The following is a 25,716-nucleotide window of genomic DNA, read 5'->3' as shown; positions in this document are numbered from 1 at the left end:
GTGGATAGTTTTCGCCGACCCGTACCGCGCGGCTACTCACCGAAGTGACAATTTCTGCGCTTTCAACAGCTGACGTCTCATCACATCGTGCTGGGCTGCAGGGCGGTCGGTGACGTGTCCGGATCCGGACTGTCCGGCTCCGCTCCGTTCCCGCGCCGCCCGGGACCGTTCGCCCCGTCGTCCTGACGCCCGCGTACGACGAGCACGATGCCCGCCACGGCGAGTACCCCGCCCAGCACGTACGCACCGAGCGGCAGCGTCTCACCGACCAGTTCAAGCCGACTGCTGTCGTCGTCCGCGAGCTTCACCTGAGCCTTCTGCGTGGCCGGCGTGAACGCGATCCGGTCGCTGTCGAGCAGCACCGTCGCGTCCTTCTCCGACCCCGGCGCGCGCAGCGTCTTGCGGGGGCCGATCGCGGCGTAGATGATCCGGCCGGTGCGCTGGTCCGCGACGAGCTCGATGCCGTGGTTGGCGTAGTACTCGTCGGCGATGACCTGGCTCTTCTTCGGCTGTCCCACCATCCGTCCCGGCACCTGGCGCGTGCCCGTCTTGGTGGGCTTCACCTTCGCCGTGAACTTGTATCCCTCGTACCCCTGGATCTTCTTCGTGCCGCGGTACGTGAGCGGCACGGTCGCGCCCAGCGTGTTGTCCCACCAGGTGTAGGACCGCTTCTCCACGTCGAAGGGGAACTTCAGGTACGCCTCGCCCTCGAAGTACGGCTCCTCGCCGCAGCAGTGCACCGGCGCGTTCGTCTTCCGGTCGGTGACCCAGCGCTCCAGCGTCCACTGGAGCGAGTCGTGCGGGTCGGCCGCGGGCAGGGATTTGTCCGGATCCACCGACGTGGACACGTCCCAGACCGCGCGCCCGCTGTCCTCGCTGTCGGCCACGTCGCCGCGCACCTGACGGGTGATGGTGAGGTTCTTGTCGTGGACCGTCTTGATCTTCTCGGTGTCGAAATAGCTTCCCTTGCCTTTGAAGACGGTCGTGATGTCGACATCCACGGGCGTGCGTTTCGCGCGTGGCTCGACGTACCAGGCCAGCATCGGAGCCAGAACCAGAAGAAACGCGCCGAGCCCGAGAAGGATCAGCGAGAGAGGGGAGGCGGTGCGGCGCATGGGGTCACTCCTGGGCTGAGGGCGGGAGAGTGTCAGAGCCTGTGTCATGACCACCCGGGCGGGGTCATGACACAGGCTCTTACCGAGCCGTATGGGCCGGGAACCGTAGGCGGACTCTTGACGTAGTGTCAATGCGTTGCAGAGACTGAGGACTTGCCGGGCGGGGCCGGCACGGGGCTGTGCGACCTGGGTGGGGACGACCTCCGACAGAGAGGCTGACCCTCGCAATGCACCGACTGCTCGCCGCTTCACTCACCGTCGCCGCCGGGGCGCTCCTCGCCGTGGGCGCGGGGCTCGGCATCGTCGCGCTCCTCGACGCCACGCCGGACCAGCCCAACACACCACTCGTGCATTACGAGGCCCCGGCTCAGGGGCAGTGAGCGACCGTGGCCGCGACCCACGCCCAGGCGTCCGACGACCTGACGGCTGACGACGCGTTCCCGGACGACCGCGTTCCGGACGACCGCACCCCGCAGGACCGCGCCCCCTTCCGCTCCGCGTGGCGCGACGTACCGCCCCGGCAGGTGCGGGAGTTCGCCGCGCTCGCCCTGGAGGAGGTGCCCGCGCTCGCCCAGGACATCCTGCGCGAGATCCGCGCCGAGTACCCCGGCCTGCCCGTCGTCCTCGACGACTCGGGCGAGCCGATGGCGCTGATCGGCATCCGCCGCGCCCTGGAGGGCTTCGTCCAGCAACTGGCGTCACAGGAGGGCCGCCCCCGCTACCACCTGGAGGTCTTCCAGGAGTTCGGCCGCGGCGAGGGCCTGCACGGCCGCAGCCTCGACTCGCTCCAGGCCATCTACCGCCTGGGCGTACGCCTCGCCTGGCGCCGCCTCGCCGAGATCGGCCAGCAGATCGAGATCCCGCCGCCGGCCATGTACGAACTCGCCGAGTCCGGCTTCGAGTATCTGGACGGCCTCGTCGACCAGTCCGTGCGCGGCTACGCGGAGGCGGCGGCCCGCGAGGCGGGCGAACGGCTGCGCCTGCAGCGCAAGTTGATGGAACTGCTGCTCTCCGACCGGCGCTCCGACAGCGCGCCGGGGACGTCGTACGGCTCAGGACAGAGCACCGGCTCCGGCTCCGGCGCCGCGGCCCTCGGCAACGGCCTCGGCGAGCGCGCCGCCCGCGTCGGCTGGCAGCTGCCCGAACGCGTCGCCGTCGGCGTCCTGCTGCGCCCGGCGCGGGAGGCCGTCGCGCCCGCCGTCGGCGAGGGCGTCCTGCTCGACATGGAGGCCGAGCAGCCCCGCATGGTCGTGCCCGACCCCGACGCGGCGGGCCGCCCCGAACTCCTGCGCCGCGCCATGACCGGCTGGTCCGGCGCCATCGGCCCGCCCGTGCCGCTCGCCGATGCCGCGAAGTCGCTGCGCTGGGCGGAGGCGGCGGTGCGCCTCATGGAGCGCGGACTGCTGCCCTCCGGCGAGGTCCTGCACTGCACGGAGCACACCGAGGCGCTGGTGCTGCTCCAGCCCGAGGAGCTGATCGAGGACCTGGCCCGCCGCTGTCTGGCGCCCCTGGAGCACTGCGGCCCCGCCCACGGCCGCCGCCTCGCCGAGACCCTGCTGGCCTGGCTGGAGACCCGCGGCGGCGCCCCCGAGGTGGCGGCCCGGCTCGGCGTACACCCCCAGACGGTCCGCTACCGCCTGCGACAGATAAGGGAGCTCTGGGGCGACGAGGTGGACGACCCGGACCGGCGCTTCGAGCTGGAACTGGTGCTGCGGGCCCGCAGGTTGAGGGGACAATTGGGAAGGGCGTGAGCAGGCCGGCGCCCGGAATGGGCCGGACTGCTCGATTCCGCACACAACTTTCACAGCGGCGGGTTCCGCTGTCACCGGCACGGCACTTAGCCTCCATGCCTCATGGACTACTGCCACCCGTGCCGCAGGCACCTCAACGGCGCCCTCGCCTGCCCGGGGTGCGGAACCCCGGCCGAAGCCTGCCGGGAGTACGCGCAGTCCGTCGCCGCGTCGCACGAGGAGCCCGACGCCGACGACGGCGCGTACGAGGAGTCGTCCCCGCGCACCCGCGGCCGCGGGCGCCGCAAGGAGCGCACCCGCAGGGCGCACCGGCGCAGACGCCGCAAGATCCTCTTCGCGACCGCGGGCCTCGCGCTCGCGGCGGGCGGCCTGAGCCTCGCCGAGCTGGGCACGGAGGGCGGCTCCGGCGACCGGGCGGCCTCCGCGCCGGACGGCGGCACCGCGGACCCGTCCCCCTCGGCGTCGCCGGGCGCGGACGGGAGGGTTCCCGGCGGCACGACGGCCGAGGACGCGGCGGCCACGTCGTCCCGTCCGAGCGCGGACGAGTCCAAGGACGCCGAAGGGCGGGACGGGAAGGACGGAAAGGGCAAAAAGGGGCGGGACGCGGACGACGGCTCCGGCGAGGGCGGACAGACGCCGGGCCCCGACTCCGGCGAGGGCGACGACGGCCCCGGCACGCCCACCTCCACCGCGCCCCCGCCGCAGGGCGGCACCCCGGACACACCCGACCCGACGTCCCCACCGCCCGCGGACGACCCGAAGCCGACGCGCCCGCCGGAGCCCGAGCCCACGGAGACGTGCGACCGCTTCCTGTGGTGGTGCACGTAACCACCGGACGAAGTCGGATCTCCTGTCAGATCTCCTGACCCGCCATCCTCCGCAGCAGCCCCCGCAGTACGAGCCGCTCCTCGCGTGACAGCTCCGCAAGCGGCTCGCGCGCGAAGTCCAGCGACTCCCGCAGGCTCCGGGCGACCCGCGCGCCCTCCGCCGTGGGCGCCGCCAGCTTGACGCGGCGGTCGGCCGCGTCGGGGCGCCGCTCGACGAGCCCGCGCGCCGCCAGGCGGTCGACGATGCCCGTGATGTTCGACGGCTCGCACTTCAGCTTCTGCGCGATGCGGCGCATGGGCATAGGTTCGAGGGAGAGCAGCCCGAGGACGCGTGCCTGGGCCCCGGTCAGCGCGTGCCCGGCGGCCGCTTCCTCGTACTCCCCGTGGTACCGCGCCACGACCGTGCCGATGAGCTCGACGACTTCGAGTGTCAGCGGATCGGTGTGGGGAGAGCGGTCGCGAGGTACGCGGTCGCCGGAGCCACTGGTGTCCATGCTCACCAGGTTACCCACTTACTTGACATCATGAAATATTCAGGAGCATGGTTGTTTTACAACCTCAAGTATTTTTCTTGACGCTGATCCGCAGTAGGAGGACGCCCCCATGACCGTCACCCCCGAGCAGCAGCTTCCCTCCGTCAGCCGCGAGTGGCACCTCGTGCGGCGCCCGTCCGGCTGGCCGGTCCCGGAGGACTTCGCGCTGCGCGAGGTTCCCGTGGAGGCCCCGGCCGAGGGCCGCGTCCTCGTGCGCAACCTGTACTTCTCCGTCGACCCGTACATGCGGGGCCGGATGAACGACGTGAAGTCGTACGTGCCGCCGTTCCAGCTCGACCGCCCCATGGAGGGCGGCGCGGTCGGCGAGGTCGTCGCGTCGAACGCCGAGGGTTTCGCCGTGGGCGACCACGTCCTGCACTTCGCGGGCTGGCGCGAGTACGCCTCCGTGCCCGCCCAGCACGCCACCAAGGTCGACCCGGAGGCCGCGCCGCTCTCCGCCTACCTCGGCGTGCTCGGCATGACGGGCCTGACCGCGTACGCCGGGCTGCTCGAAGTGGCCTCCTTCAAGGAGGGCGACGCCGTCTTCGTCTCCGGCGCGGCCGGTGCGGTCGGCGGCCAGGTCGGCCAGATCGCCAAGCTGAAGGGCGCCTCGCGCGTGGTCGGCTCGGCCGGCTCGGACGACAAGGTGAAGCTCCTCGTCGAGGAGTACGGCTTCGACGCGGCCTTCAACTACAAGGACGACAAGTCCGTCGCCGAGCAGCTCAAGGAGGCGGCCCCCGACGGCATCGACGTCTACTTCGACAACGTGGGCGGCGAGCACCTGGAGGCCGCGATCAGCCGCCTCAACGTGCACGGCCGCGTCACCATCTGCGGCATGATCGCGGGCTACAACGACACCGAGCCGACGCCCGCCCCGCGCAACCTCGCCCTGGTCATCGGCAAGCGGCTGCGCCTGCAGGGCATGCTCGTGCAGGACCACGCGGCGCTGCAGCCCGAGTTCGTGCGCGAGGTCGGCGGCTGGATCCGCTCCGGCGAGCTCAAGTACCGCGAGACGGTCGTCGAGGGCGTGGAGAACGGCGTGGAGGCCTTCCTCGGCATGCTGCGCGGCGAGAACACCGGAAAGATGATCGTCTCGCTCGCGTGATTTCCGGCATCCGATAACCTGATTCCGCAAATCGTGGTTGTGGGCGCGCACCACGTCACATCTCAGGAGGAAAGAGCAGTTATGTCCATCCAGAAGATCGACGTCAAGTACACCGCCGTGGCCACCGCGGAGAACGGCCGCGACGGCCGTGTCGCCAGCGACGACGGCAAGCTCGACGTCGTCGTGAACCCGCCGAAGGAGATGGGCGGCAGCGGCGCCGGCACCAACCCGGAGCAGCTCTTCGCCGCCGGCTACAGCGCCTGCTTCCAGGGCGCCCTCGGCGTCGTCGCCCGCAAGGAGAACGCCGACATCTCCGGCTCGACCGTGACCGCCAAGGTCGGCATCGGCCAGAACGAGGCCGGCGGCTTCGGCCTGGAGGTCGCCATCACCGCCTCCATCCCGAACGTGGACGCGGCCACCGCGCAGTCGCTGGTCGAGAAGGCACACCAGGTGTGCCCGTACTCGAACGCCACGCGCGGCAACATCAAGGTCGAGGTCTCGGCCGCCTGACCGCAGGCCGTACGTCCGTGAGGGCCGCACCCCACCCGGGGGGCGGCCCTCACGCGTGCGGTGGGGCTGCCCTCACGCGTGCGCGGCTCAGCCCGCCGCGAGCGCCGCCTCATGGATGGCCCTGACCAGCCGCTCGTTCTCGACGGCCGGGCCGCCCGGGTAGGCGAACCGGCGCCGCGTGTAGCCGTAGGCGAGGCCGCCGCGCGGGTCGGCGAACGCCTGCGAGCCGGCCGCGCCGCTGTGCCCGATCGTGCCCGCGCCCAGGAACGGGTACACGGCCACCGACGGCGCCTGGAAGCCGACCGCGAAGGCCTTGAAGGCGCCCGCGACCAGATCGTGCCCGACGGACTGGACCTGCCCGAACGCGGCGACCGTGGCCGCCGTGAGCAGCGGCTCCCGGCCGTCGACGCCCGTGACCGCCGCCGCGTACATCCCCGCGAGGCCCCGCGCGGACGCCACCCCGCCGAACGAGGCGTTCCCCCCGGCGCGCAGGGGCCGGGAGTTGGGCGCCGACTCCAGGTCGGTGGGCTCGGGGGCGTGGCGGTTGAAGGCGAGCGCGTTGAAGGTGTGCGGCTGGGCGGGCTCCGCGGCGAGCAGGGCCGTCTGCTCGGGCGTGGGCGCCATCGGCTGCACGGAACGGAACCGCTTCTCGTGCTCCTCGGGCAGCCCGAGGAAGAAGTCCAGCTCGTACGGGGCGCGCACGCGCTCCTCGTACACCTCCCGCAGGGTCCGCCCGGTGGCGCGGAACACGACCTCTCCGGCGAGGGCCCCGATGGAGAAGGCGTGATAGCCGAAGGCGCTCCCCGGGCGCCACAACGGGCGTTGGGCGGCGAGGCGCGCGGCGATGGCGCGGTCGTCGGCGAGCTCTTCGGGCGCGAAACCGGCGTCGGCGCCCGCGACACCCGCCCGATGCGCGAGCAGCTCCCGCAGGGTCACCGCGCCCTTGCCCTCGGCGGCGAACTCCGGCCAGTACGCGGCCACCGCGCGGTCCAGGTCGAGGACCCCGTCCTGCACGAGCAGGGCCACGACGAGGTGGGCGGCGCCCTTGGTCGACGAGAAGACGCCGTACAGACTCCCGGCGGTGACGTCCGGGCCCACCCACAGGTCGACGACCCGGCGCCCCCGCACGTGGGCGACCAGCTGACCCTCGTACGCGGGCAGCTCGTTCGCGAGTACGGCGGTGAACTCCTCGCGCACCGCCTCGTACCCGTCGGCGACCGTGCCCTGCACTCGGATCTCACGGGTCATGGCGGCGGAACCTCCAGGGGCGCGACGTTCTGACGGTCAGCGTGACAGTGACATGATCAGCCGTCGCACCCCGGCCCGCACCCCCTTTACCGGCCGACGCTCAGCAGCGCCCTGCCGACCTGCGGGAACGCCCCCTTCGGATGGTCGCGGAAGAGCGGCTCCGTACCGAAGAGCACCACGTCCGTGCCGCCCGCGGACCCGCTGACGACCGAGGCCCGACCCGCCGCGTCCGCGGGGCCGCCCGAGCCGTCCTCCATGGCCCGCCAGTGCCCGGAGACCAGCGGGTTGCCGGTGCCGTACTTCTGCTCGACGCGCACCCCGGGTCCGAGATCCGTGAACCACGAAGGGGAGTAGACGAAGCTGTGGTCCGGCGCCCCGCCCGTGACCGTGCCGCCCGCGTTCACCACGCGGACCACGCCGTTCGCGTCGCCGTTGCCGCCGACGGCCTTCACGGCGAGCAGCCCGGCGTCGGCGTTGAGCGCGGCGCCGGTCCCGCCCCGTCCGACCAGGCCGCCGCCCCCGGCGAGGAACCGGTCGAGCCCGGCCCTGGCCGCCGCGGTCAGCTTGCTCCGGTCGAGCCCGGCGGACACGAAGAGCGCGTCCGCCTTCTTCCAGTCGAAGCCGGAGTTGAGCACGTCCGTCGACACGGGCACCACGTCGAAGTTCATCTCCCGCAGCGCGAACAGCTCGCCCGGCGTGACGGCCGCGGCGACGCGCGTCCGGTGCAGGGCCGCACCGCCCTTCGCCTTCGTGGCGTCGAACGCGACGTCGTACGTCTTCGCGGCGGCGGCCGCGGCCCGGCGCGCGGACGACGGCAGGACGACGCTCCCGTCACGGTCGCGACGTACGGAAACACCCTTGCCCAGAAGGGAGTTCAGGGCGGCGATCTCCCGCGGGTCGTCGAGGCGCAGCCGCAGGTTCCCGTGCGGCGCCACGTACCCGACGCGGGACGCGGCACGCACCGTACGGCCGTGCACGCCGCGCAGGTCCCCGCGCTCCACGGAGTCCACGCTCGCGCCCCACAGCCGTCCGAGGCTCCACCCCGAGATGTCGTACATCGTCGACACCTTGTCGCTGATGTCCCGCCCGTCGGCCAGCATCACGTTGGCGAGGCCCCGCTTCGGCTGGTGCATGTCGACGACGTACGAGCCCTTCGGGTACGTCCGTTCGCCGAGCCGGAAGCCGTGGCTCGCCCGCTCCACGCGCACGTCGTTGGCGACCAGATGGTCCACGAGCCGCGCCGCGGCCGCCGCCGACCGCTGACGGTCACCGCCCGCCGGAATGACGTACGCGCGCGGGAACGTGGTCGTGTACACGTCCTCGGGGCCGATCCCCGGCACCCCCGGCACGGTCTCCTCCGACACCGGCACCTGCTCGGCGCCGGTCGCGCCTCGCCGGAAGACCTCGATCTGGTCGGCGATCACCGAGGTGCGGTGACGGTCGGTGTAGTCGAGGGTGGCACGCATGGCGGCGCCCGCGATGTCCACGTTGATGGCGGCTCTGCGGCGCAGCTCGGCGACCGGCTGCGACTCGTACTCCTTGTTGTTCACCTGCATCGGGAACTCGATGGTGTGCGTCGCGACGGCGCCGTGGAACGGCATGTACTGCGGCGTGAAGATCGGCGGCCAGTCGTCCCAGCCCTCCTGCTGGTCGCGGAAGGGGATGACGGGCGGCAGCACGCCGTCCTTCTCCTCCGTGTAGCCGAGGCCCTTGATGGCGGCCTCCATGCCGAGGGCGTTGGCGTAGGAGTTCTTGAGGAAGAGGTCGTACTCGTAGTTCTCGCCGTGCGGGGGAGTGGTCGGCTCGATCAGTGTGCCGTTGACGTATCCGTGCAGGTCGATCATGACCGCGGGCTGCTTGTCGACGGCGATCCGCCGGACCGCGCGGGCCTCGGGCTGCGACGCGGTGATGAAGTCGCGGTTCAGGTCGAAGCCGTTGGCGTTGGCGCGGGTGCCCGCGATACGGCCGTCGGGGTTGGTGGTGATGTTGAAGTAGAGCCGGTTGCGCGACAGCAGCTCCCGGCTGCCCTTGTCCTCGGCCTTCGCCAGCTTCTCGATGAGCTTCAGGGCCGCGTCGGTGCCCTCCCACTCGTTGCCGTGGATGTTGTTGTTGATGAAGACGGGCGTCTTGTACGAGGACTTGATCGCCCGGTCCTTCGCGGCCCCGGCGGGGTCGTTCTCGATCCGCTCCCGCATCCGCGTCTGCCGCGCCGTCTCGCGCGCGGACTCGGGGGCGGTGACGGTCACGAGGTAGAGCTGGTGACCGCCCGCGGAACGGCCCGCGATCTCCACGCTCACGCGGTCGCCGACGCGCTGCAGGGCGTTCAGCTTCGGGGCTATGCCGTGGTACGGCGTCAGCCCCAGTTTTATCGACTTGTCGGCAGGGTCGACCGGGGGAACGTCGAGCTTGCGCTCACGCGGGTACCCGCGGCCGCTGTCACCGCCGAGCCCCGGTGCGGGGGACGACGCATCGCCGAGGGCGCGTTCCGCGGCGGCTTCCGGAGCCCTGGCGGCCCGGTCGGCGCCGAGCGGCGACCCCTCGCGGGTGACCGGACGCGGCGTCGGGTCGGCGGTCGCGCTGCCCGGCGCGAGCGCGGTGAGGACCAGCGCGCCGACCGCGGCGGTCACGGTGAGCGGAACGGGTCTGGACAGGCGGGATATCCCCATACGTGCCATACGTACCTCCGGAAGATCGGTACGCGAGGTCTACCGGTTCAACTCTCGTTCAACAAGAGGGCGTTACTGGTGGGCCCTGACCTGCGGCTAAGGTGTGCCGCATGCGCGATCTGGGTGTGGGCTTCGGCTACTTGATGAAGGGGCAGCGCTGGGTCGCCCAGCACGGCAAGCAGTACGGATGGGGGCTGCTGCCCGGCCTCATCACGCTCGTCCTCTACGCGGCGGCGCTCGTCTCGCTCGCCCTGTGGGGCGGCGACCTCGTCGGCTGGGCCACGCCGTTCGCCGACGACTGGTCCTCGCCCTGGCAGGGCGTCTTCCGCGGCTTCCTGACGGCGCTCCTCTTCGCCCTCGCGCTGCTGCTGTCCGTCCTCACCTTCACCGCGGTGACCCTGCTCATCGGCGAACCCTTCTACGAGTCGCTGTCCGAGCAGGTCGACATCTCCGAGGGCGGCCACGCCCCCGAGTCGGGCCTGCCGCTCTGGCGCGACCTGTGGATCTCCGCACGCGACAGCCTGCGCATCGTGGTGCGCGCGCTGGTCTGGGGCGTGCTGCTCTTCGCCCTCGGCTTCATCCCCGTCGTCGGCCAGACCGTCGTCCCGGTGATCGGTTTCTGCGTGACGGGCTTCTTCCTGGTGGAGGAGCTCACGGCGGTGGCCCTGCAGCGCAGGGGCGTGGAACTCCGGGAGCGCCTCGCCATGCTCCGCGCCCGCAAGACGCTCGCCTGGGGCTTCGGCACGCCGCTCGCCGTCGCCTTCCTGGTGCCGTTCGTCGCGGTGTTCCTGATGCCGGGCGCGGTCGCGGGAGCGACGCTGATGGCGCGGGATCTGATGGGCGAGAACGACGAGGGCACCGGGAGCGGCGACGGCTCACGGGCGACCGTGGCCGGCGCTCAGCGCCGCCGCCTTTGAACGAGGCAGCCGCTCAGGACGATGCCGCGACTCGGAGGATCCCCCGCACCTGGTCGATGATGTCGAGCCGGTTCCGTACGAACTCGGGGTCGGTGACGTCGCCCGTCGCCGGGTCGGTGTTGCCAGCGCCGAACTGGAGCACCGGCGTGTGGACATGGCCGCCGGGCAGCCGGTCGTGCAGGCCGAGCCGGTCGCGGAGCAGGGTCGCGCGGTAGGCGATCTCGTTGGAGAGGTAGTCCCCGCCGCCGCCCGCACGGGCCGTCGACCCCTCGGTCGGCCCGTCGGGCCGGACCACGGGCGCGCTGCCGCCCGCCGGTATCTCCGTCACCGACGTGTTGTCGTACACCGGGAAACGCCCGGTCTTCGCGGCCACGATCTCCTTGTACGGGAGGGTCGTCGACGTCCACTGAGGCTGGGAGCCGGGATCGCTCACCGGCACGATCCCGGTCCGCGACAGGTTCTCGTTGTCGCCGAAGCCGCCGCGCCAGGCGCCGTTGGTCCGCTCGACGTCGAACCGGCCGACGCGGCCCTGACTGATGGTGGTGAAGAGGTCGACGCGGGGCAGGTACGGGCGCAGCGCCCGCTCCACGGCGCCGTCGGCGAAGTCGTCCCACCGGACGGGAAAGACGACGGCTTCGACGCGGGCGGGCCCGTCGGCGGTCCGGATGGTCGTCCCGTCGAGGGCGAGGGCGGCGGCGCCGGACGGATTGCTGATGCGGACGTCGCGGTCGAGGGTGAAGGGATCGAACCCGGTGACGAGGATGCGCTTGACGTGCCCGTGCCCGCGCTTGCCGGGGCGATGGTCGACGGAGTCCTGCCCCCGGGAGGAGCGCTCCAGTGCCCCCATGAGCCGCGCCCGCCGTTCCGTGGTGAGGGTGAACCGATCCGGCTCCCACTGCCGCAGCTCGCGCGTCATCCCGAGCCGCGCCCAGTACAACGGCCGGTCGTCGTCCGCGCTGATGCCGGTCCGCTGCTTCCCCTGGGCCCGGTCGACGGCGCGCTGCCACAGGGTCTGACCTTCGCGTACGACGAGGCGCCGCGCGTGGTCGTAGGAGCGGGCGTTCTTCAGGGCCTCGGAGAACTCCGGCGCCACGGAGTCGAATCCGCTCTTCCGCAATATCTCCTGCGGGGCGGCGCGGTCGAGCCGGGCTTCCTCGGTGGTGGGGGCTGCGGGCCGTCCGGCGGGGGCGGCGGAGGCGGAGGCCGGGACGGCGACCCCGGCGAGCAGGGCGGCGACGCCGAGGGCGCCAAGTCGTGAGAGCACGCGAGTCCTTCCGTGACGGATGAGGTGGCGGAAGTATCGCGGGGCGGGCGGGGTGAGCGCTACGGTGCGCCGCGCAGGCTGCGGGCGCGGGCCGCGGCGGCGAGCAGCGCGCAGCCGACGGCTCCGACGACGAGGTCCACCCAGGCGGGCGCGCCGGCCTCCCGCAGCACGGCGGAGACGCCGAACGAGGTGTCCCATCCGGCCTCCGTGATCGCGGAGCCGAATCCCTGTACGACGAGGATCGCCCCGAAGAGGGCGAGGAGTCCGGCGGAGGACTTCTTGGTCTGCGCAGTCATGTGCTGGTGCCCGTTCCGTTCGTTTTTCCGATGCGGTCGCATCAGATAATGCACGGGGCTCCGATATGATGCAACCGCATCGAAAAGGAAAGGTGCTCCCCGCATGCCCAAGCAGGTCGACTACGAGGACCGCCGGATCCGCATCTCCCGGGCGGTCTGCCACCTGATCGCCCGCTCCGGCATGGAGGCGGTCAGCCTGCGGGACGTGGCCGCCGAGGCCGGGGTGTCGATGGGGGCGGTGCAGCGCTGCTTCCGCACGAAGGACGAGATGCTCCTGTTCGCCCTTGAGGGCATCTCGGACCGCATCGGCGAGCGGGCGAGATCCCGCATCGAGGCGTCGGGCACGCCGGAGTCGGCGGTGACCCTGCTGGACCAGACCCTGTCGGCGCTGGCGCTGCTGGAGCCGGAGGACAGGACGGAGGCGCAGGTCTGGGGCGCGTTCGTGGCGCACGCGGCGGTGAGCGACGACCTGGCGAAGGTCCTGCGCGACACGTACGCGAAGCTCCACGAACTCCTGGTCTGGCTCCTGGAGTACGGCGGCTCGACGGGGGAGCTGCGCCCGGGCCTTGACGCGCAGTCGGAGGCGAGGGTGCTGCTGGCCTTGACGGAGGGCTTGACGTCACAGGTTCTGGTGGGTCACCAGACGGGGGAGGGGGCGCGGGGGTTGCTGAGGGGGTACGCGGAGACCTTGAGAACGTAGCTCCCCCAACTCCCGCTGCCCCGCTACCGGCATCTGCCCCCCCCGGGCCCCTACCCCCGCAGGACGTCGCGGGCATGTCGTCCCACCCCGCCCCTACCCCCGCTGGACGTCGCGGGGTGAACGGGTGGGTGGGTGGGAGTGATCCGCCGCGAAGCGGCGGGCTAGGCGCCCCCGCCCCCTACGGGACAAATCCGGTTGCCGCCAACCCCCCGCCCCCGCAAGGCTCCCCACATGAGCGCGATCCTGATCGCGGGCCTCCTGGCCGGCTACGGCATCGCGATGCCCGTGGGCGGCGTAGGAACGTACCTCGTGGCCCTCACCGCCCGCACGACCTGGAGAACCGGCGCCTGCGCCGCACTCGGCGTGGCAACGGCCGACGGCCTCTACGCCCTCGTCGCCGCAGCGGGCGGCGCCTCACTCACGGACGCGCTGGAGCCGGCCATGACCCCTCTGCGCCGGGCCTCGGTCCTCGTGCTGGTCGCGATGGCCGCACGAGGCACACTGACGGCACTCCGCGAGTACAAAGCCCGCGACACCGCCACCGTCAACACCCGCACCCGCACCCCCCTCAGCCCCACCCGCGCCTACGCCGCCCTCCTCGGCCTCACCCTCCTGAACCCCGCCACCGTCCTCTACTTCGCGGCCCTCGTCCTCGGCAGCCCGGCCACGGATTCGCTGACGCACGCGGAACAAGCGGCGTTCGCCCTCGCCGCCTTCGCGGCGTCCGCGAGCTGGCAACTGCTCCTGGCGGGCGGCGGCGCCTTGCTGGGCCGCGTCCTGACGAGCCGCAAGGGCCGCCTGGCCACGGCGCTGACGTCGAGCGCGCTGATCACAGGTCTCGCGGCCCACCTACTGCTGAGCCCCTGACGGCGCCGTGAGCCGCCCGATGACGACCCGAGCCGTATCGGCCATCACCGGGTTCGTCTCCCGGTAGTACGAGAGTTCATTGAGGGCGATCGTGAGGGCCCAGCCCCGCCCCCGCTCCCACAGGGCGTCGTCGACGGCCGGACCGAGGGCGGCACGGAAGACCGGCCGGGCCGCGTCATCCATCAGGTACCACGCGGAGATCAGGTCGACGGCGGGGTCGCCCGTGCCCATGCACTCGAAGTCGATGACGGCGCCGAGCCGCCCCTCGTGGACCAGTACGTTCCCCGGCTGCAGGTCCCCGTGCACCCAGACACCGGGACCCTGCCACGGAGCGGCACGCATGGCGGCGTCCCACACCCCGGTGACGGCGTCGACGTCGACGATGCCGCGCAGCCCGGCGATGACCTCGCGGGTGGAGGCGTCGCGTGACGCCAACGGGTAGCCACGGTAGGAGGCGGGGGCACCGGTCGTGTCGACCGCACGGAGGGAGGTGATGAATCCCGCCATGTCCTTGGCGAACAGCTCCGGTTCGGCGAGCGGCCGCCCCGCGACCGGTGTGTCGCCGTCGAGCCACCGGAAGACGGACCACGGGTACGGATAGCCCTCGCCAGGCGCACCCATACCGAGCGGCGCCGGTACGGGAACGGGGAGCACCGCCGCCAGCACGCGCAGCCACCGGTGCTCCCGCTCGACGTCCTCGGCGGAGCCGGACAGCCGAGGCAGCCGCACCACCATGTCCGCGCCGAGCCGGAACATGACGTTGGACGTCCCGGCGGAGTCCACGCGCTCCACGGAAAGCCCGCCCCAGGCCGGAAACTGCCCCTCGACCAGCCGTCGCACCAACGCCTCGTCGATGTCGACCTCGTCAGCGTGCATCTTCCCCGTACCCACGACGCTCCTTCGTCAGCACCCCGGACCGACCCGAGACACACCGGACACCAGCCACCAGACCGTAACCGCTCCCATTGGGCCGGAACCGTGAATATCTCTGCTGAACCCGCCCCCGACCGCGTGGACAGGCCTTAACCCTCGCGCGGCCCAAGCCTTCGCGCCGCCCCCCGAAGCGCCCCCAGAAACGGCCGTACCGCAGGCGCCGGCACCCGTCCGCGTGCCGTCGCCGCGTACACCGCACGCGGCGGTACGTCCTCGGCCCGTACCGGCACCAGCGTGATGTCCGGTCGCACGCCCTCCGCCGCCAGCGCGGGGACGAGGGCCACGCCGAGTCCTGCCGCCACGTACCCCTGTTTCGCCGTCCACTCCGCGACGACGTGTGCGACGTGCGGGCGGAAGCCGTGGCCCGACGCCGGTTCCAGCAGGGAACCCTCGACGCGCGGGCTGCCGGAGATCCAGTCCTCCCCCGCCAGCCGACGGAGCGGCAGCTCGGGTTCGGCCGCCAGTGCGTGTCCGGCGGGCAGCGCGACGTACAGCCTCTCGTCGAGCAGATGGTGCAGCTCGTACGCCGCGCCCGGGCCGGCCAGCGCGCCGCCCGTCGTCGACACCACCGCCACGTCGAGCCCGCCCTCCGCGACGCGGGACAGGAGCGCGGGCGTCAGGCCCTCCTCACGCGTCAGCGTCACCCCGGGGTGCCGGGTGCGGAACCCGGCGATCGCCCTCGGCACGAGCCCCGCGTCGGCCGTCGCGAACGCCCCGACCCGCAGCAGCCCGCCCGCCGCGTCCCGCAGCGCGCTCAACTCCCGTGCCATGCCGCGCAGTCGGGCCACGACCTCCTCCGCGTGCGGCAGCAGGGCCCGGCCCTGCGCCGTCGGCCGTACGCCGCGCGGCAGCCGGTCGAAGAGCGGCACCCCGCCGAGCGCCGCCTCCAGCGCGGCGATCTGCCGCGACACGGCGGACTGTGTCCAGCCCAGCTCCCGCGCCGCCACCGTGAACGATCCGTGCCGGGCCACGTCCAGAAAGGTCCGGAGCCAGACGGTGGACAGGTCGGGTGGCGCGGACTCCCCATCGGGGGAGGGCCGTACGGCATGCGGGTTCGGCATGGAGCGCATGCTAGACATTCGCTTGTCGCATCACGCGGGCGGGCCTAGCGTCGGAGCCATGGAAAAGATCGCATTCCTCGGTCTGGGGCACATGGGCGAGCCGATGGCGCGTCAACTGCTGCCAGCAGAAGCAGCGTTGACCGTCTGGAACCGGACCCCCGCGAAGGCCGAGGCCCTCGCCGCCGAGGGCGCCACCGTTGCCACCGACCCCGCCGACGCCGTCCGCGAAGCCGACGTCGTCATCACCATGCTCGCCGGACCCGACGCCGTACGCGAGATCGCCGACGCCATCCTCCCGGCGCTGCGCCCCGGCACGTACTGGGTGGAGATGTCGACCGTCGGGCCGGACACCGTCAAGGAACTGGCGGGGCGCGTGCCGGACGGGGTGACCCTCGTCGACGCCCCCGTCATGGGCAGCACGGACAAGGCCGCCGCCGGACGGCTCGGCATCCTGGCGGGCGGTGACGCCGCGGGCGTGGAGCACGTGCTCGCCCGCTTCGGGCCCGTCACCCGCACCGGCCCCCTCGGCTCGGGCGCCGCGCTCAAGCTCGTCGTCAACACGGCCGTCATCGGAGGCGTCGCCCTCGTCGCGGAGGCGATGAAGCTCGCGGACGCGCTCGGCCTGGACGAGGCAACGGCCAGGGACGCCCTCGCCGCGGGCCCGCTCTCCGGCGCCGTCGCCCGCGCCTTCGCGACCGACGTGCACTTCGGCAGCGATCTCGCCGTCAAGGATGTCTCCCTCGCGACACGGACGACCGAACTGCCCGCCATGGAAGCCGTGTTGCGGCACTTCCAAGCAGCCGCCGCCGACCCCGACGTCGTCCACGAAGACGTCTCCCGCGCCGTCACCCACATCCGTCGCGACAGCTGAGGAGAGCAGAGAGAACATGCGGATATCCATCGACAATCCCGCCGACGCCCCGCAGCCCTTCGGCCCCTACTCGCAGGTCGCCCGCGTCGAACACGCCGACGGGGGAGTCCTGTTGTACGTGTCCGGGCAGTGCGGCGAGGGGGACGACATGGCCGCACAGTCCCGCGGCGTCTTCGAGGCGCTGAAGGCGCTGCTCGCCGCGCACGGCGCCGGGCTCGACGACATCATCAACATCCGTACGTACCTCACCGACATGGACGGCTTCGCCGACTACGCCGCCGTACGCAAGGAGTTCCTCACCGCGACCCCGCCCACCAGCACCACCGTCGCCGTCTCACGGCTCGTCCCGCCGCGCGCGCTGGTCGAGGTCGAGGTCGTCGCCGCCCTCGGCGGCGCCACCGCCGCCCAGTAGCCGCAAGAAGTCCCGGAACGCCCCCGGCATGTCCACCTCGTCGGGGGCGAGCAGCCACTGGTACTGCAACCCGTCCATCACCGCCACCATCAGCGGCGCCGCCGCCTCCGGAGTGAGGCCGCCCGGCAGCCGGTCGCCGTACTCGGCGCGCAGCACCGCCGCGAAGTTCTCGCGCACCGCCCCGTAACGAGTGGTGAAGAACGCGCGGGCCGGATGCCCGTCCGTGACGCTCTCGCCGAGCAGCGCGGAGAACGTCTGCACGATGCCCGGGCGCATCGCGTTGTACTCCACCAGCGAGCCGAGCAGGTCCAGGCGCCACTCGCCGCGCGGCACCGCGTCCCACTGGTCGCGCGCCTCCAGGACGGCGACCAGCAGCGCCTCCTTGGTGGGGAAGTAGTGCAGCAGGCCCTGCTGGGTGAGCCCCACGCGCTCGGCGACCGCCCCGAGGCTCGCGCCCCGGTAGCCGCGCTCGGCGATCACCTCGAACGCCGCGCGCAGGATCTCCGCGCGTCGCTCCTCGCTCCTGGCCCTGGCCGCCATGGCCCGCATCCCTTCCGTAGACCTGTTGTAACGACAAGATAACGAAACCTACCCCTCTACAGGTATCAGATGCACGATGGAGGTACGAGACGGACGGACCGAGACCGAGGCGCGACACGAGGAGGCACCGCCATGGCGGACACGACCAGGCCCGACGAGCAGGACCGGGCACGCGAAGCCGTCGTCGAGGGCGCCCTCCGCAAGCTCGACCTCGACGCCAAGGCCCGCCTCCTCGGTGGCCGCACCATGTGGGCTCTGCACGCCCTGCCCGAGATCGGCCTCCGGTCCCTCGTGATGTCCGACGGCCCGATCGGCGTGCGCGGCACCCGCTGGACCGCCGACGACCCGTCCGTCGCACTGCCCTCCCCGACCGCGCTCGCCGCCGCCTGGGACCAGGACCTGGCCCGCCGCGCGGGCGCCCTGCTCGCCCAGGAGGCCCGCCGCAAGGGCGTGCACGTCCTCCTCGCCCCGACCGTCAACCTCCACCGCTCCCCGCTCGGCGGCCGGCACTTCGAGGCGTACAGCGAGGACCCGTATCTGACCGGCGTCATCGGCACCGGCTACGTACGCGGCGTGCAGTCCGGCGGCGTCGGCACGACCGTCAAGCACTTCGTCGCCAACGACGCCGAGACCGACCGCTTCACCGTCGACAACAAGGTGCCCCCGCGCGCCCTGCGCGAGCTGTACCTCGCGCCCTTCGAGGCGATCGTCGCCAACGCCCGGCCGTGGGGCATCATGACCGCGTACAACCAGGTCAACGGCGTGACCATGACCGAGCACCGGCACCTCGTCGAGGACGTCCTGCGCGGCGAGTGGGGCTTCGACGGCTGCAACGTCTCCGATTGGATGGCCGCCCGCTCCACGACCGGCGGCATCGAGGGCGGCCTCGACGTCGCCATGCCGGGCCCGAAGACCGTGTACGGAGAGCCGCTCGCCGCCGCAGTCCGCGCGGGCGAGGTCGCCGAGGAGACCGTCGACGCGGCCGTCCGCAACGTCCTGCGCCTCGCCGCCCGCGTCGGCATCCTCGAAGGCGCCGAGCCGGTCGTCGCCCCGGACGACCTTCCGGCCGAGATCGACGGCGAGGCCCTGGCCCGCGAGATGGCCCGCCGCGCCTTCGTCCTCGTGCGCAACGAGCACCGGACCCTCCCGCTGAGCCCCGACGGCAGCGGTGCGCGCGCGGGCACCGTCGCCCTCATCGGCGCCGCCGCCCGCGACGCCCGCATCCTCGGCGGCGGCTCGGCCACCGTCTTCCCCGCCCGCGTCGTCTCCCCGCTCGACGGCCTGACCGCCGCCCTGCCCGACGGCGCGCTCACCTACGCCGTCGGCGCCGACCCCAGCGACGAACTCGCCGCGGCGGAGCAGGGGTTCGCACTCCGTGCCGTCTGCCGCGACGCCGACGGCACCGTCATCGGCGAGGGCGGCCTCCCCTCCGGCCACGTCCAGTGGATCGGCGACGACCTGCCCGAAGGCGTCACCCACGAGACGCTCTCGCGCGTCGACGTCGTCGGCACCTTCACCCCGCGCGAGAGCGGCGAGCACGTCTTCGGCACGAGCGGCCTCGGCGCCTTCACCCTCACCGTCGGCGGCGAGACCCTGTACGACGGCGTCCAGGAGATGGGCCCCGCCTCCGACCCCTTCGAGGCGTTCTTCGGCTCGCCCGTCGAACGCGGCCGGGTGCGCCTCACCGCGGGCGAACCCGTCGAGATCTCCCTGCGCCACCCGCTCGGCGACAGGTCCGCGGCGCCGCTGCCCGGCGTCGTGTTCTCCCTCGTCCACCTCGGCCCGCGCCGCGACCCCGACGAGCTGATCGCCGAGGCCGTCGAGGCCGCACGCGCCGCCGACACCGCCGTCGTGGTCGTCGGCACCACGGAACGCGTCGAGTCCGAGGGCTTCGACCGCCGCGACCTGAAGCTGCCGGGCCGCCAGGACGACCTGGTCCGCGCCGTGGCCGCCGCCAACCCGAGGACCGTGGTCGTCGTCAACTCCGGCTCCCCGGTGGAACTTCCGTGGCGCGACGACGTCGCCGCCGTCCTGCTCGGCTGGTTCCCGGGCCAGGAGGGCGGCGCCGCCCTCGCCGACGTCCTGCTCGGCACCGAGGAGCCCGGCGGCCGCCTCCCCACCACCTGGGGCGATCTGTCCGCCGCCCCGGTCACCGGAGTCACCCCCGACGGCGGCGAACTGGCCTACACCGAGGGCGTGTTCATCGGCTACCGCGCCTGGGAGAAGGCGGGCGCCACCCCCTCCTACGCCTTCGGGCACGGCCTCGGCTACACCGACTGGACGTACGAGTCACTCATCGTCGAGGGCACGACGGCCACCGTCCGCGTCCGCAACACCGGGGACCGCGCGGGCCGCGAGGTCGTCCAGGTCTACCTGGCCCCGGCCACGGACGACCCCGACCGCCCCGCCCGCCGGCTCGCCGGCTTCGCGGGCGCCGAGGCGGCACCCGGCGAGACCGCCGAAGTGACCGTGGAACTCCCGCGCCGCGCCTTCGAGACGTGGGACGAGAGCGCCGACTCCTGGGCGTACCGCAGCGGTACGTACGAAGTGCAGGTCGGCCGCTCCGTGGCCGACCTCCGCCTGACCGAGACGCTCATCGCCTGAGGAGGCCTACGCCACCGGCTTCCGCGACGTCACCTGCCGGTATGCGATCTCCGCGAGCCGCGCCTGGCCGTTCTTGCTGGGGTGGAACCAGTCCCAGTGGCTCAACTGGTCGCCGTCGAAGCGGTAGTCGAAGACCGCCCCGCCGTCGTAACGGCAGCGCCGGTCCTTGTCGCACACGTCTTCGAGGACCTTGTTGTACGCGACCACGCGGTCCTGCACCGACGCGCGCCGCCGCGTCGCCGCGGCGTCCAGGTCGTCGGGGTCGGCCAGCATGGAGGCGCAGATGCCCAGCTTCCACACCTGCTTGCCCAGCGGGTTCGTCCGCCCCTGCGACCAGAGCCGCTTCAGGTCCGGCACCGACGCCACGTACACCTGCGCCTTCGGCAGCTCGCGGCGCAGTGTGCGCAGCGCCTCCTCGAAGTCGGCGCGGAACTCGCCGACCGGCGTCATCGAGGCGGCCGTCGGACGGCACGCGTCGTTGGCGCCCGTCATCACCGTCACCAGCTCGGGACGGTCCGCGGCGGCCCGCTCGACCTGCCCGGTCAGATCCGCCATACGGGCGCCGGTCTTCGCGTGGTTCCAACTGTGCGACGCGGCCCGCCCCTTCCCGAGCAGTCGCGTCGCCAGGCTGTCGACCTCGGTGTCCGTGCCGGTCGCCCAGGACGCCTCGGGGCAGTCGGACAGCACCGAGCACGCGTCGAAGCCGCGCGTGATGGAGTCGCCGACCGCGGCCAGCGAGCGAGGCGAGGTGTCCCACGCGGGGGTGGGTTTCGGCGACGGCTTGCGGGGCGCGGACGAGCCGCCCGGCGCCCCCGAGTTCCCGCCCTGCGCGTCGCACGCGGTCAGCGCCCCGCCGCAGAGCAGAGCCGCCGTCGCGAGGGCGACGACGGCGCGCGACCGGCGCCTGCGGTTCCGCATCCCCTGCTCCCCTCGGTCGTTCAACGTGACGTGGTGCGCGTGCCCGGGGTTGCGCCCCGCCGGGTGAAAGGTCGGAGTTTCCTGGCCTTCGGACCGACGGTACGTCACACTCCTTGCGCCGCCGCACGGTAGCCTCGGGCCCATAGCCGCCGGGCCCCTGCTGTCACGGCAGCGACAGGGCGGGTGATCCACCCGGTGGCGCCTCGCTCTAGTGGTTCCGCTAAATTACATCACGTCACATCTGTCCCCTTTTCCCAGGTTTATCTAGTATTTGGGAAAACTGCTCGGCACGGGCGCGAGGCCGCTGGGGAAGGCGAACCTCGACCCACACTGGAGGTCCCGGTGACGACACGTGGAGTTCTGTACGTGCACTCCGCTCCGCGCGCGCTGTGCCCACACGTCGAGTGGGCCGTCGCGGGCGTGCTCGGCGCGCGTGTGAGCCTCGACTGGATCAGGCAGCCCGCCGCGCCGGGCACCTGGAGATCCGAATTCTCCTGGCAGGGCTCGGTGGGCACCGCCTCCAAGCTCGCCTCCGCCCTGCGCGGCTGGGATCTGCTGCGCTTCGAGGTCACGGCGGAACCCTGCGCCGGCGCCGAGGGCGAGCGGTACAGCGCCACGCCCGAGCTCGGCATCTACCACGCCGTCACCGGAATGCACGGCGACATCCTGATCCCCGAGGACCGGCTCCGCGCCGCGCTGGCCCGCTCGCAGCGCGGCGAGAGCGACCTGGAGGCGGAACTCGCCAAGCTCCTCGGCAAGCCCTGGGACGACGAACTCGAACCCTTCAGATACGCGGGCGAGGGCGCACCCGTGCGGTGGCTCCACCAAGTGGTCTGAGACGCGCGAAGGGCCCCCACCAGGTGGTGGGGGCCCTTCGCGTACGTACTACGAGCGAGGTCAGACGGTCCGGAACGCCAGGACGACGTTGTGACCGCCGAAGCCGAACGAGTCGTTCAGCGCCGCGATCCTGCCCTCGGGCAGCGCGCGGGCCTCGTTGCGGATGATGTCCGCGTCGACCTCCGGGTCGAGGTTCTCGATGTTGATCGTCGGCGGGGCCATCCGGTGCTTCAGCGCGAGGACCGTCGCCACGGTCTCCACGCCGCCGGCGCCACCGAGCAGGTGACCCGTCATCGACTTGGTGCTGGCGATCGCCATGTGGTCCACGTCGTCGCCGAACGCCTTGCGCAGCGCCTTGATCTCCGCGACGTCACCCTGCGGCGTCGAGGTCGCGTGCGCGTTCACGTGCACGATCTCGGCGGGCTTGAGGTCGGTCGAGTCGAGCAGGTTCTGCAGCGCCGCGGCGATGCCGTTGCCGGACGGCTCGGGCTGCGTGATGTGGTGCGCGTCGGCCGAGATGCCCTGGCCGACGGCCTCCGCGTAGATCTTCGCGCCGCGGGCCTTGGCGTGCTCCTCGGACTCCAGGACGATCACGCCGGCGCCCTCGCCGAGCACGAAGCCGTTGCGGTCGGCGTCGTAGGGACGCGAGGCGCCCTGCGGGTCGTCGTTGTTCTTCGACATCGCCATCATGTTGCCGAACGCGACGATCGGCAGCGGGTGGATCGCCGCCTCCGTGCCGCCCGCGACGACGACGTCGGCGCGGCCGGTGCGGATCATCTCGATCGCGTAGCCGATGGCCTCCGCGCCCGAGGCGCAGGCCGACACCGGGGTGTGGACGCCCGACATGGCGCCCAGCTCGATGCCGACGTTGGCCGCCGGGGAGTTGGGCATCAGCATCGGCACGGTGTGCGGGGAGACGCGGCGTACGCCCTTCTCCTTCAGCACGTCGTACTGGTCGAGAAGCGTGGTCACGCCGCCGATGCCGGAGGCGATGACCGCACCGAGACGGTGCGGGTCCACGGCGGAGTCCTCGCCCGCCTTGGCGGTGAAACCGGCGTCCGCCCAGGCCTCCTTGGCCGCGATCAGCGCGAACTGCGCCGACCGGTCCAGCTTCCGGGCCTGCGGGCGGGGGATGACCTCGCCCGGCTCCACGGCGATCTGGCCGGCGATGCGGACGGGCAGCTCGGCTGCCCAGTCCTGCTCCAGCGTGCTGACGCCGGAGCGGCCCGCGAGCAGGCCCTCCCACGTCGACGCTGCGTCGCCACCCAGCGGTGTGGTTGCGCCGATACCGGTGACGACCACGGTGTGATTGGTCGAGTTCACAGGAAAATTCTCCACGGTGTTGAGGGGATCAGCGGCGCCACCGCCGGGTGGCGACAGAGCACGAGCTGGGTCAGCTCTGGTGCTCGAGGATGTACTTGGTCGCGTCGCCGACCGTCTTGAGGTTCTTGACGTCGTCGTCCGGGATCTTCACGTCGAAGCGCTCTTCGGCGGCGACGACGACCTCGACCATGGACAGCGAGTCGACGTCCAGGTCGTCGGTGAAGGACTTGTCCAGCTGGACGTCCTCGACCGGGATGCCGGCGATCTCGTTGACGATCTCCGCGAGACCGGCGACGATCTCTTCCTGAGTGGCGGCCATGTTGGCGCTCCTTCTTATGTATCCAGAGGGTGTGGCGCCCGCCGCGGCAGCGGCAGGTTGGTTGCAGCGCCCGGACCAGGTGATCCGGACGTGATGCCTAGGGGAGGGTAACGACCGTGGCTGCGTAGACGAGACCCGCCCCGAAGCCGATGACGAGGGCGGTGTCGCCGCTCTTCGCCTCGCCGGTCGCCAGGAGCCGCTCCATCGCGAGCGGGATCGAGGCGGCCGAGGTGTTACCGGTGGTGCGCACATCACGGGCGACCGTGACGTGTTCCGGCAGTTTCAGAGTCTTCACCATCGAGTCGATGATCCGCTCGTTGGCCTGGTGCGGAATGAAGACATCCAGGTCGTCCGCGGTGATTCCGGCCGCGTCCAGCGCCTGCTGGGCGACCTTCGCCATCTCGAACACGGCCCAGCGGAAGACCGCCTGGCCCTCCTGGGTAATGGCAGGGTACTTGGCGGGGGCGCCACCGTTGCGGTACACGTCCCACGCCTCGGTCTGCTTGATCGTCTCGGCCTTGTCGCCCTCCGAGCCCCACACCGTCGGACCGATCCGCGGCTCCTTGGAGGGGCCCACGATCACGGCGCCCGCGCCGTCACCGAAGAGGAACGCCGTCGCACGGTCGTGCAGGTCGGTGAGGTCGCTCAGCCGCTCCACGCCGATCACCAGGACGTACTCGGCGGAACCGTCGACGACCATGCCCTTGGCGAGGGTGAGGCCGTAGCCGAAGCCGGCGCAGCCCGCGGAGATGTCGAACGCGGCGGGCTTGCCCGCGCCGACCTTGTCCGCGATCTCGGTCGCGATGGCCGGGGTCTGCTTGAAGTGCGAGACGGTGGAGACGATGACGGCTCCGACCTGCTCGGGCGTGATGCCGGCGTCGGCGATCGCCTTGCCCGCGGCCTCCACGGACATCGCGGCCACGGTCTCCTCGTCGGAGGCCCAGTGGCGGGTCGCGATGCCGGAGCGGGAGCGGATCCACTCGTCGGACGAGTCGATCGTCTCGAGGATGACCTCGTTCGGCACGACCCGGGTGGGACGGTAGCCGCCGACGCCCATGATCCGCGCGTACGGATGGCCTTGTGCGGCCTTGATCTTCGACATGCGCTACGGCTCCTTGTCTGTCGTCGGCTCAGGAATGCTCGGCGACGAGCGCGCGGGCCGCGTCGAGGTCATCGGGGGTCTTCACCGCGAGGGTCTGGACGCCCTTGAGGGCGCGCTTGGCCAGACCGGTCAGCGTGCCGCCGGGGCACACCTCGATCAGCGCGGTCACGCCGAGCTCCTGGAAGGTCTCCATGCACAGGTCCCAGCGGACCGGGTTGGCGACCTGCCCGACCAGGCGGGAGATCACGTCGGTACCGGTGGCGACCGCCTTGCCGTCGCGGTTCGAGACGTAGGTGAAGCGCGGGTCGGCGACGGGGAGGTCCTTGGCGGCCTCCTCCAGCGCGGCGACCGCGGGCGCCATGTGCTCGGTGTGGAACGCGCCCGCGACCTTGAGGGCGACGACCTTGCGGACGCCCTCGGGCTTGTCCTCCTGCAGCGCCGCGAGCTGCTCCAGGGTGCCTGCGGCAACGATCTGGCCTGCGCCGTTCACGTTCGCCGGGGTCAGCCCGAGCTTCTCCAGGTGCGGGACGGTGACCTCGGGGTCGCCGCCGAGGAGGGCGGCCATGCCGGTCTCCGTGACGGCGGCGGCGTCGGCCATCGCGAGCCCGCGCTTGCGCACGAGGCGCAGCGCGTCGTCCTCGCCGAGCACTCCGGCGTACGCGGCGGCCGTGATCTCGCCGACGCTGTGTCCGGCGACGGCGCCCGGCGTGATGTCACCGAGTGCCGCGGCGGAGAGCAGACCGGCGGCCACGAGCAGCGGCTGGGCCACGGCCGTGTCGCGGATCGCGTCCGCGTCGGCCTGGGTGCCGTAGTGGGCGAGGTCGAGCCCGATGGCGTCCGACCAGGCGGTGATGCGGTCGGCAGCACCGGGGAGGTCGAGCCAGGGGGTCAGGAAGCCGGGCGTCTGAGCGCCTTGGCCGGGAGCGACGAGTACGAGCACTCTTACACTCTCTCTTGTGGACGGTGGGACCCGCCCGTGGGGACAGGGACGAAGAAC

Annotated in this window: 26 protein-coding genes; 12 read left to right on the top strand and 14 right to left on the bottom strand. The window is 72.3% G+C overall.

Translation table 11 applies throughout. From position 1 onward, the window contains the following. Nucleotides 1-80: 80 nt before the first annotated feature. Entirely contained in the window at nucleotides 81-1,115 is a 1,035-nt protein-coding gene (locus DEJ49_RS10850) for a DUF3068 domain-containing protein (RefSeq protein ID WP_150183943.1), read from the bottom strand. Between the two features lie 227 nt (nucleotides 1,116-1,342). On the opposite strand from DEJ49_RS10850, the gene DEJ49_RS35930 reads away from it, so the two are divergent. The 3 genes from DEJ49_RS35930 to DEJ49_RS10840 all read left to right on the top strand — a co-directional run bounded on the left by DEJ49_RS35930 (nucleotide 1,343) and on the right by DEJ49_RS10840 (nucleotide 3,694). Beyond that, the gene (locus DEJ49_RS35930; protein WP_190329316.1) at nucleotides 1,343-1,495 is read left to right on the top strand and encodes a hypothetical protein; all 153 of its coding nucleotides are present in this window, start codon (nucleotides 1,343-1,345) and stop codon (nucleotides 1,493-1,495) included. 144 nt (nucleotides 1,496-1,639) lie between these two features. Beyond that, the gene (locus DEJ49_RS10845; RefSeq protein WP_150188153.1) at nucleotides 1,640-2,866 is read left to right on the top strand and encodes a helix-turn-helix domain-containing protein; all 1,227 of its coding nucleotides are present in this window, start codon (nucleotides 1,640-1,642) and stop codon (nucleotides 2,864-2,866) included. A gap of 102 nt (nucleotides 2,867-2,968) precedes the next feature. After that, nucleotides 2,969-3,694, top strand: coding sequence for a hypothetical protein (locus tag DEJ49_RS10840; protein ID WP_150183942.1), 726 nt, complete (start codon nucleotides 2,969-2,971; stop codon nucleotides 3,692-3,694). 25 nt (nucleotides 3,695-3,719) lie between these two features. Here the strand turns inward: DEJ49_RS10840 and DEJ49_RS10835 are convergent, their stop codons facing one another. Continuing rightward, nucleotides 3,720-4,187: a MarR family winged helix-turn-helix transcriptional regulator gene (locus DEJ49_RS10835; RefSeq protein WP_150183941.1), complete on the bottom strand. Its 468-nt coding sequence runs from the start codon at nucleotides 4,185-4,187 to the stop codon at nucleotides 3,720-3,722. Between the two features lie 109 nt (nucleotides 4,188-4,296). On the opposite strand from DEJ49_RS10835, the gene DEJ49_RS10830 reads away from it, so the two are divergent. Both DEJ49_RS10830 and DEJ49_RS10825 read left to right on the top strand, forming a co-directional pair. Next, nucleotides 4,297-5,331, top strand: coding sequence for an NADP-dependent oxidoreductase (locus DEJ49_RS10830; protein WP_150183940.1), 1,035 nt, complete (start codon nucleotides 4,297-4,299; stop codon nucleotides 5,329-5,331). Between the two features lie 81 nt (nucleotides 5,332-5,412). Then, nucleotides 5,413-5,841, top strand: coding sequence for an organic hydroperoxide resistance protein (locus tag DEJ49_RS10825; RefSeq protein WP_098242314.1), 429 nt, complete (start codon nucleotides 5,413-5,415; stop codon nucleotides 5,839-5,841). A gap of 87 nt (nucleotides 5,842-5,928) precedes the next feature. Here DEJ49_RS10825 and DEJ49_RS10820 read toward each other — a convergent pair whose 3' ends face one another. Next, the gene (locus DEJ49_RS10820) at nucleotides 5,929-7,089 is read right to left on the bottom strand and encodes a serine hydrolase domain-containing protein (protein ID WP_150183939.1); all 1,161 of its coding nucleotides are present in this window, start codon (nucleotides 7,087-7,089) and stop codon (nucleotides 5,929-5,931) included. A gap of 86 nt (nucleotides 7,090-7,175) precedes the next feature. After that, nucleotides 7,176-9,755 (bottom strand): M14 family zinc carboxypeptidase, encoded by a 2,580-nt coding sequence (locus DEJ49_RS10815; RefSeq protein ID WP_150188152.1) that lies wholly within the window; start codon nucleotides 9,753-9,755, stop codon nucleotides 7,176-7,178. A gap of 110 nt (nucleotides 9,756-9,865) precedes the next feature. Between DEJ49_RS10815 and DEJ49_RS10810 the strand changes: the two genes are divergently transcribed. Further along, nucleotides 9,866-10,672: an EI24 domain-containing protein gene (locus DEJ49_RS10810; RefSeq protein ID WP_150183938.1), complete on the top strand. Its 807-nt coding sequence runs from the start codon at nucleotides 9,866-9,868 to the stop codon at nucleotides 10,670-10,672. 13 nt (nucleotides 10,673-10,685) lie between these two features. On the opposite strand, the gene DEJ49_RS10805 is transcribed toward DEJ49_RS10810, so the two are convergent. Continuing rightward, complete coding sequence (locus DEJ49_RS10805) at nucleotides 10,686-11,936, bottom strand: pyroglutamyl peptidase (RefSeq protein ID WP_190329315.1); 1,251 nt, start codon at nucleotides 11,934-11,936, stop codon at nucleotides 10,686-10,688. A 59-nt stretch (nucleotides 11,937-11,995) separates the two neighbouring features. After that, nucleotides 11,996-12,232, bottom strand: coding sequence for a hypothetical protein (locus DEJ49_RS10800; RefSeq protein ID WP_150183937.1), 237 nt, complete (start codon nucleotides 12,230-12,232; stop codon nucleotides 11,996-11,998). Between the two features lie 103 nt (nucleotides 12,233-12,335). On the opposite strand from DEJ49_RS10800, the gene DEJ49_RS10795 reads away from it, so the two are divergent. After that, nucleotides 12,336-12,932: a TetR/AcrR family transcriptional regulator gene (locus tag DEJ49_RS10795; RefSeq protein ID WP_150183936.1), complete on the top strand. Its 597-nt coding sequence runs from the start codon at nucleotides 12,336-12,338 to the stop codon at nucleotides 12,930-12,932. Nucleotides 12,933-13,163: 231 nt separating this feature from the next. After that, complete coding sequence (locus DEJ49_RS10790) at nucleotides 13,164-13,799, top strand: LysE family transporter (RefSeq protein ID WP_150183935.1); 636 nt, start codon at nucleotides 13,164-13,166, stop codon at nucleotides 13,797-13,799. Here the strand turns inward: DEJ49_RS10790 and DEJ49_RS10785 are convergent. Both DEJ49_RS10785 and DEJ49_RS10780 read right to left on the bottom strand, forming a co-directional pair. Further along, nucleotides 13,782-14,675 (bottom strand): aminoglycoside phosphotransferase family protein, encoded by an 894-nt coding sequence (locus DEJ49_RS10785; protein ID WP_150183934.1) that lies wholly within the window; start codon nucleotides 14,673-14,675, stop codon nucleotides 13,782-13,784. The two genes, DEJ49_RS10790 and DEJ49_RS10785, sit on opposite strands and share 18 nt — an antisense overlap. A gap of 146 nt (nucleotides 14,676-14,821) precedes the next feature. After that, nucleotides 14,822-15,793, bottom strand: a complete 972-nt coding sequence (locus DEJ49_RS10780) for a LysR family transcriptional regulator (RefSeq protein ID WP_223832791.1) — start codon at nucleotides 15,791-15,793, stop codon at nucleotides 14,822-14,824. A 58-nt stretch (nucleotides 15,794-15,851) separates the two neighbouring features. Here DEJ49_RS10780 and DEJ49_RS10775 point away from each other — a divergent pair, with 58 nt between their 5' ends. After that, complete coding sequence (locus DEJ49_RS10775; RefSeq protein WP_150183932.1) at nucleotides 15,852-16,664, top strand: NAD(P)-dependent oxidoreductase; 813 nt, start codon at nucleotides 15,852-15,854, stop codon at nucleotides 16,662-16,664. Nucleotides 16,665-16,680: 16 nt separating this feature from the next. Next, nucleotides 16,681-17,076, top strand: a complete 396-nt coding sequence (locus DEJ49_RS10770) for a RidA family protein (RefSeq protein WP_150183931.1) — start codon at nucleotides 16,681-16,683, stop codon at nucleotides 17,074-17,076. Here the strand turns inward: DEJ49_RS10770 and DEJ49_RS10765 are convergent. After that, complete coding sequence (locus DEJ49_RS10765) at nucleotides 16,999-17,616, bottom strand: TetR/AcrR family transcriptional regulator (protein WP_190329314.1); 618 nt, start codon at nucleotides 17,614-17,616, stop codon at nucleotides 16,999-17,001. The two genes, DEJ49_RS10770 and DEJ49_RS10765, sit on opposite strands and share 78 nt — an antisense overlap. Before the next feature lie 132 nt (nucleotides 17,617-17,748). Between DEJ49_RS10765 and DEJ49_RS10760 the strand changes: the two genes are divergently transcribed. Then, nucleotides 17,749-20,220, top strand: coding sequence for a glycoside hydrolase family 3 protein (locus DEJ49_RS10760; RefSeq protein ID WP_150183929.1), 2,472 nt, complete (start codon nucleotides 17,749-17,751; stop codon nucleotides 20,218-20,220). Nucleotides 20,221-20,226: 6 nt separating this feature from the next. Here DEJ49_RS10760 and DEJ49_RS10755 read toward each other — a convergent pair whose 3' ends face one another. After that, a complete protein-coding gene (locus DEJ49_RS10755) occupies nucleotides 20,227-21,138 on the bottom strand; it encodes an SGNH/GDSL hydrolase family protein (protein WP_150183928.1) in 912 nt (303 codons plus the stop codon). Nucleotides 21,139-21,480: 342 nt separating this feature from the next. Here DEJ49_RS10755 and DEJ49_RS10750 point away from each other — a divergent pair, with 342 nt between their 5' ends. Next, nucleotides 21,481-21,975 (top strand): DUF3145 domain-containing protein, encoded by a 495-nt coding sequence (locus tag DEJ49_RS10750; RefSeq protein ID WP_150167370.1) that lies wholly within the window; start codon nucleotides 21,481-21,483, stop codon nucleotides 21,973-21,975. A gap of 60 nt (nucleotides 21,976-22,035) precedes the next feature. On the opposite strand, the gene fabF is transcribed toward DEJ49_RS10750, so the two are convergent. The 4 genes from fabF to DEJ49_RS10730 form a co-directional block, all read right to left on the bottom strand. Next, nucleotides 22,036-23,298: a beta-ketoacyl-ACP synthase II gene (fabF, locus tag DEJ49_RS10745; protein ID WP_150183927.1), complete on the bottom strand. Its 1,263-nt coding sequence runs from the start codon at nucleotides 23,296-23,298 to the stop codon at nucleotides 22,036-22,038. A gap of 70 nt (nucleotides 23,299-23,368) precedes the next feature. Then, nucleotides 23,369-23,617 (bottom strand): acyl carrier protein, encoded by a 249-nt coding sequence (locus DEJ49_RS10740; RefSeq protein WP_150167365.1) that lies wholly within the window; start codon nucleotides 23,615-23,617, stop codon nucleotides 23,369-23,371. A gap of 97 nt (nucleotides 23,618-23,714) precedes the next feature. Then, nucleotides 23,715-24,719: a ketoacyl-ACP synthase III gene (locus DEJ49_RS10735; protein ID WP_150167363.1), complete on the bottom strand. Its 1,005-nt coding sequence runs from the start codon at nucleotides 24,717-24,719 to the stop codon at nucleotides 23,715-23,717. Between the two features lie 28 nt (nucleotides 24,720-24,747). Next, on the bottom strand, nucleotides 24,748-25,659 hold the full coding sequence (locus DEJ49_RS10730; protein WP_150183926.1) for an ACP S-malonyltransferase: 912 nt from the start codon (nucleotides 25,657-25,659) through the stop codon (nucleotides 24,748-24,750). Nucleotides 25,660-25,716: the final 57 nt, after the last annotated feature.

This window comes from Streptomyces venezuelae, assembly GCF_008642335.1.
In the GTDB taxonomy this organism is placed as follows: domain Bacteria; phylum Actinomycetota; class Actinomycetes; order Streptomycetales; family Streptomycetaceae; genus Streptomyces; species Streptomyces venezuelae_F.
Note: the sequence above shows the minus strand (reverse complement) of the source record. Positions and strands in the feature narration are given on the sequence as shown.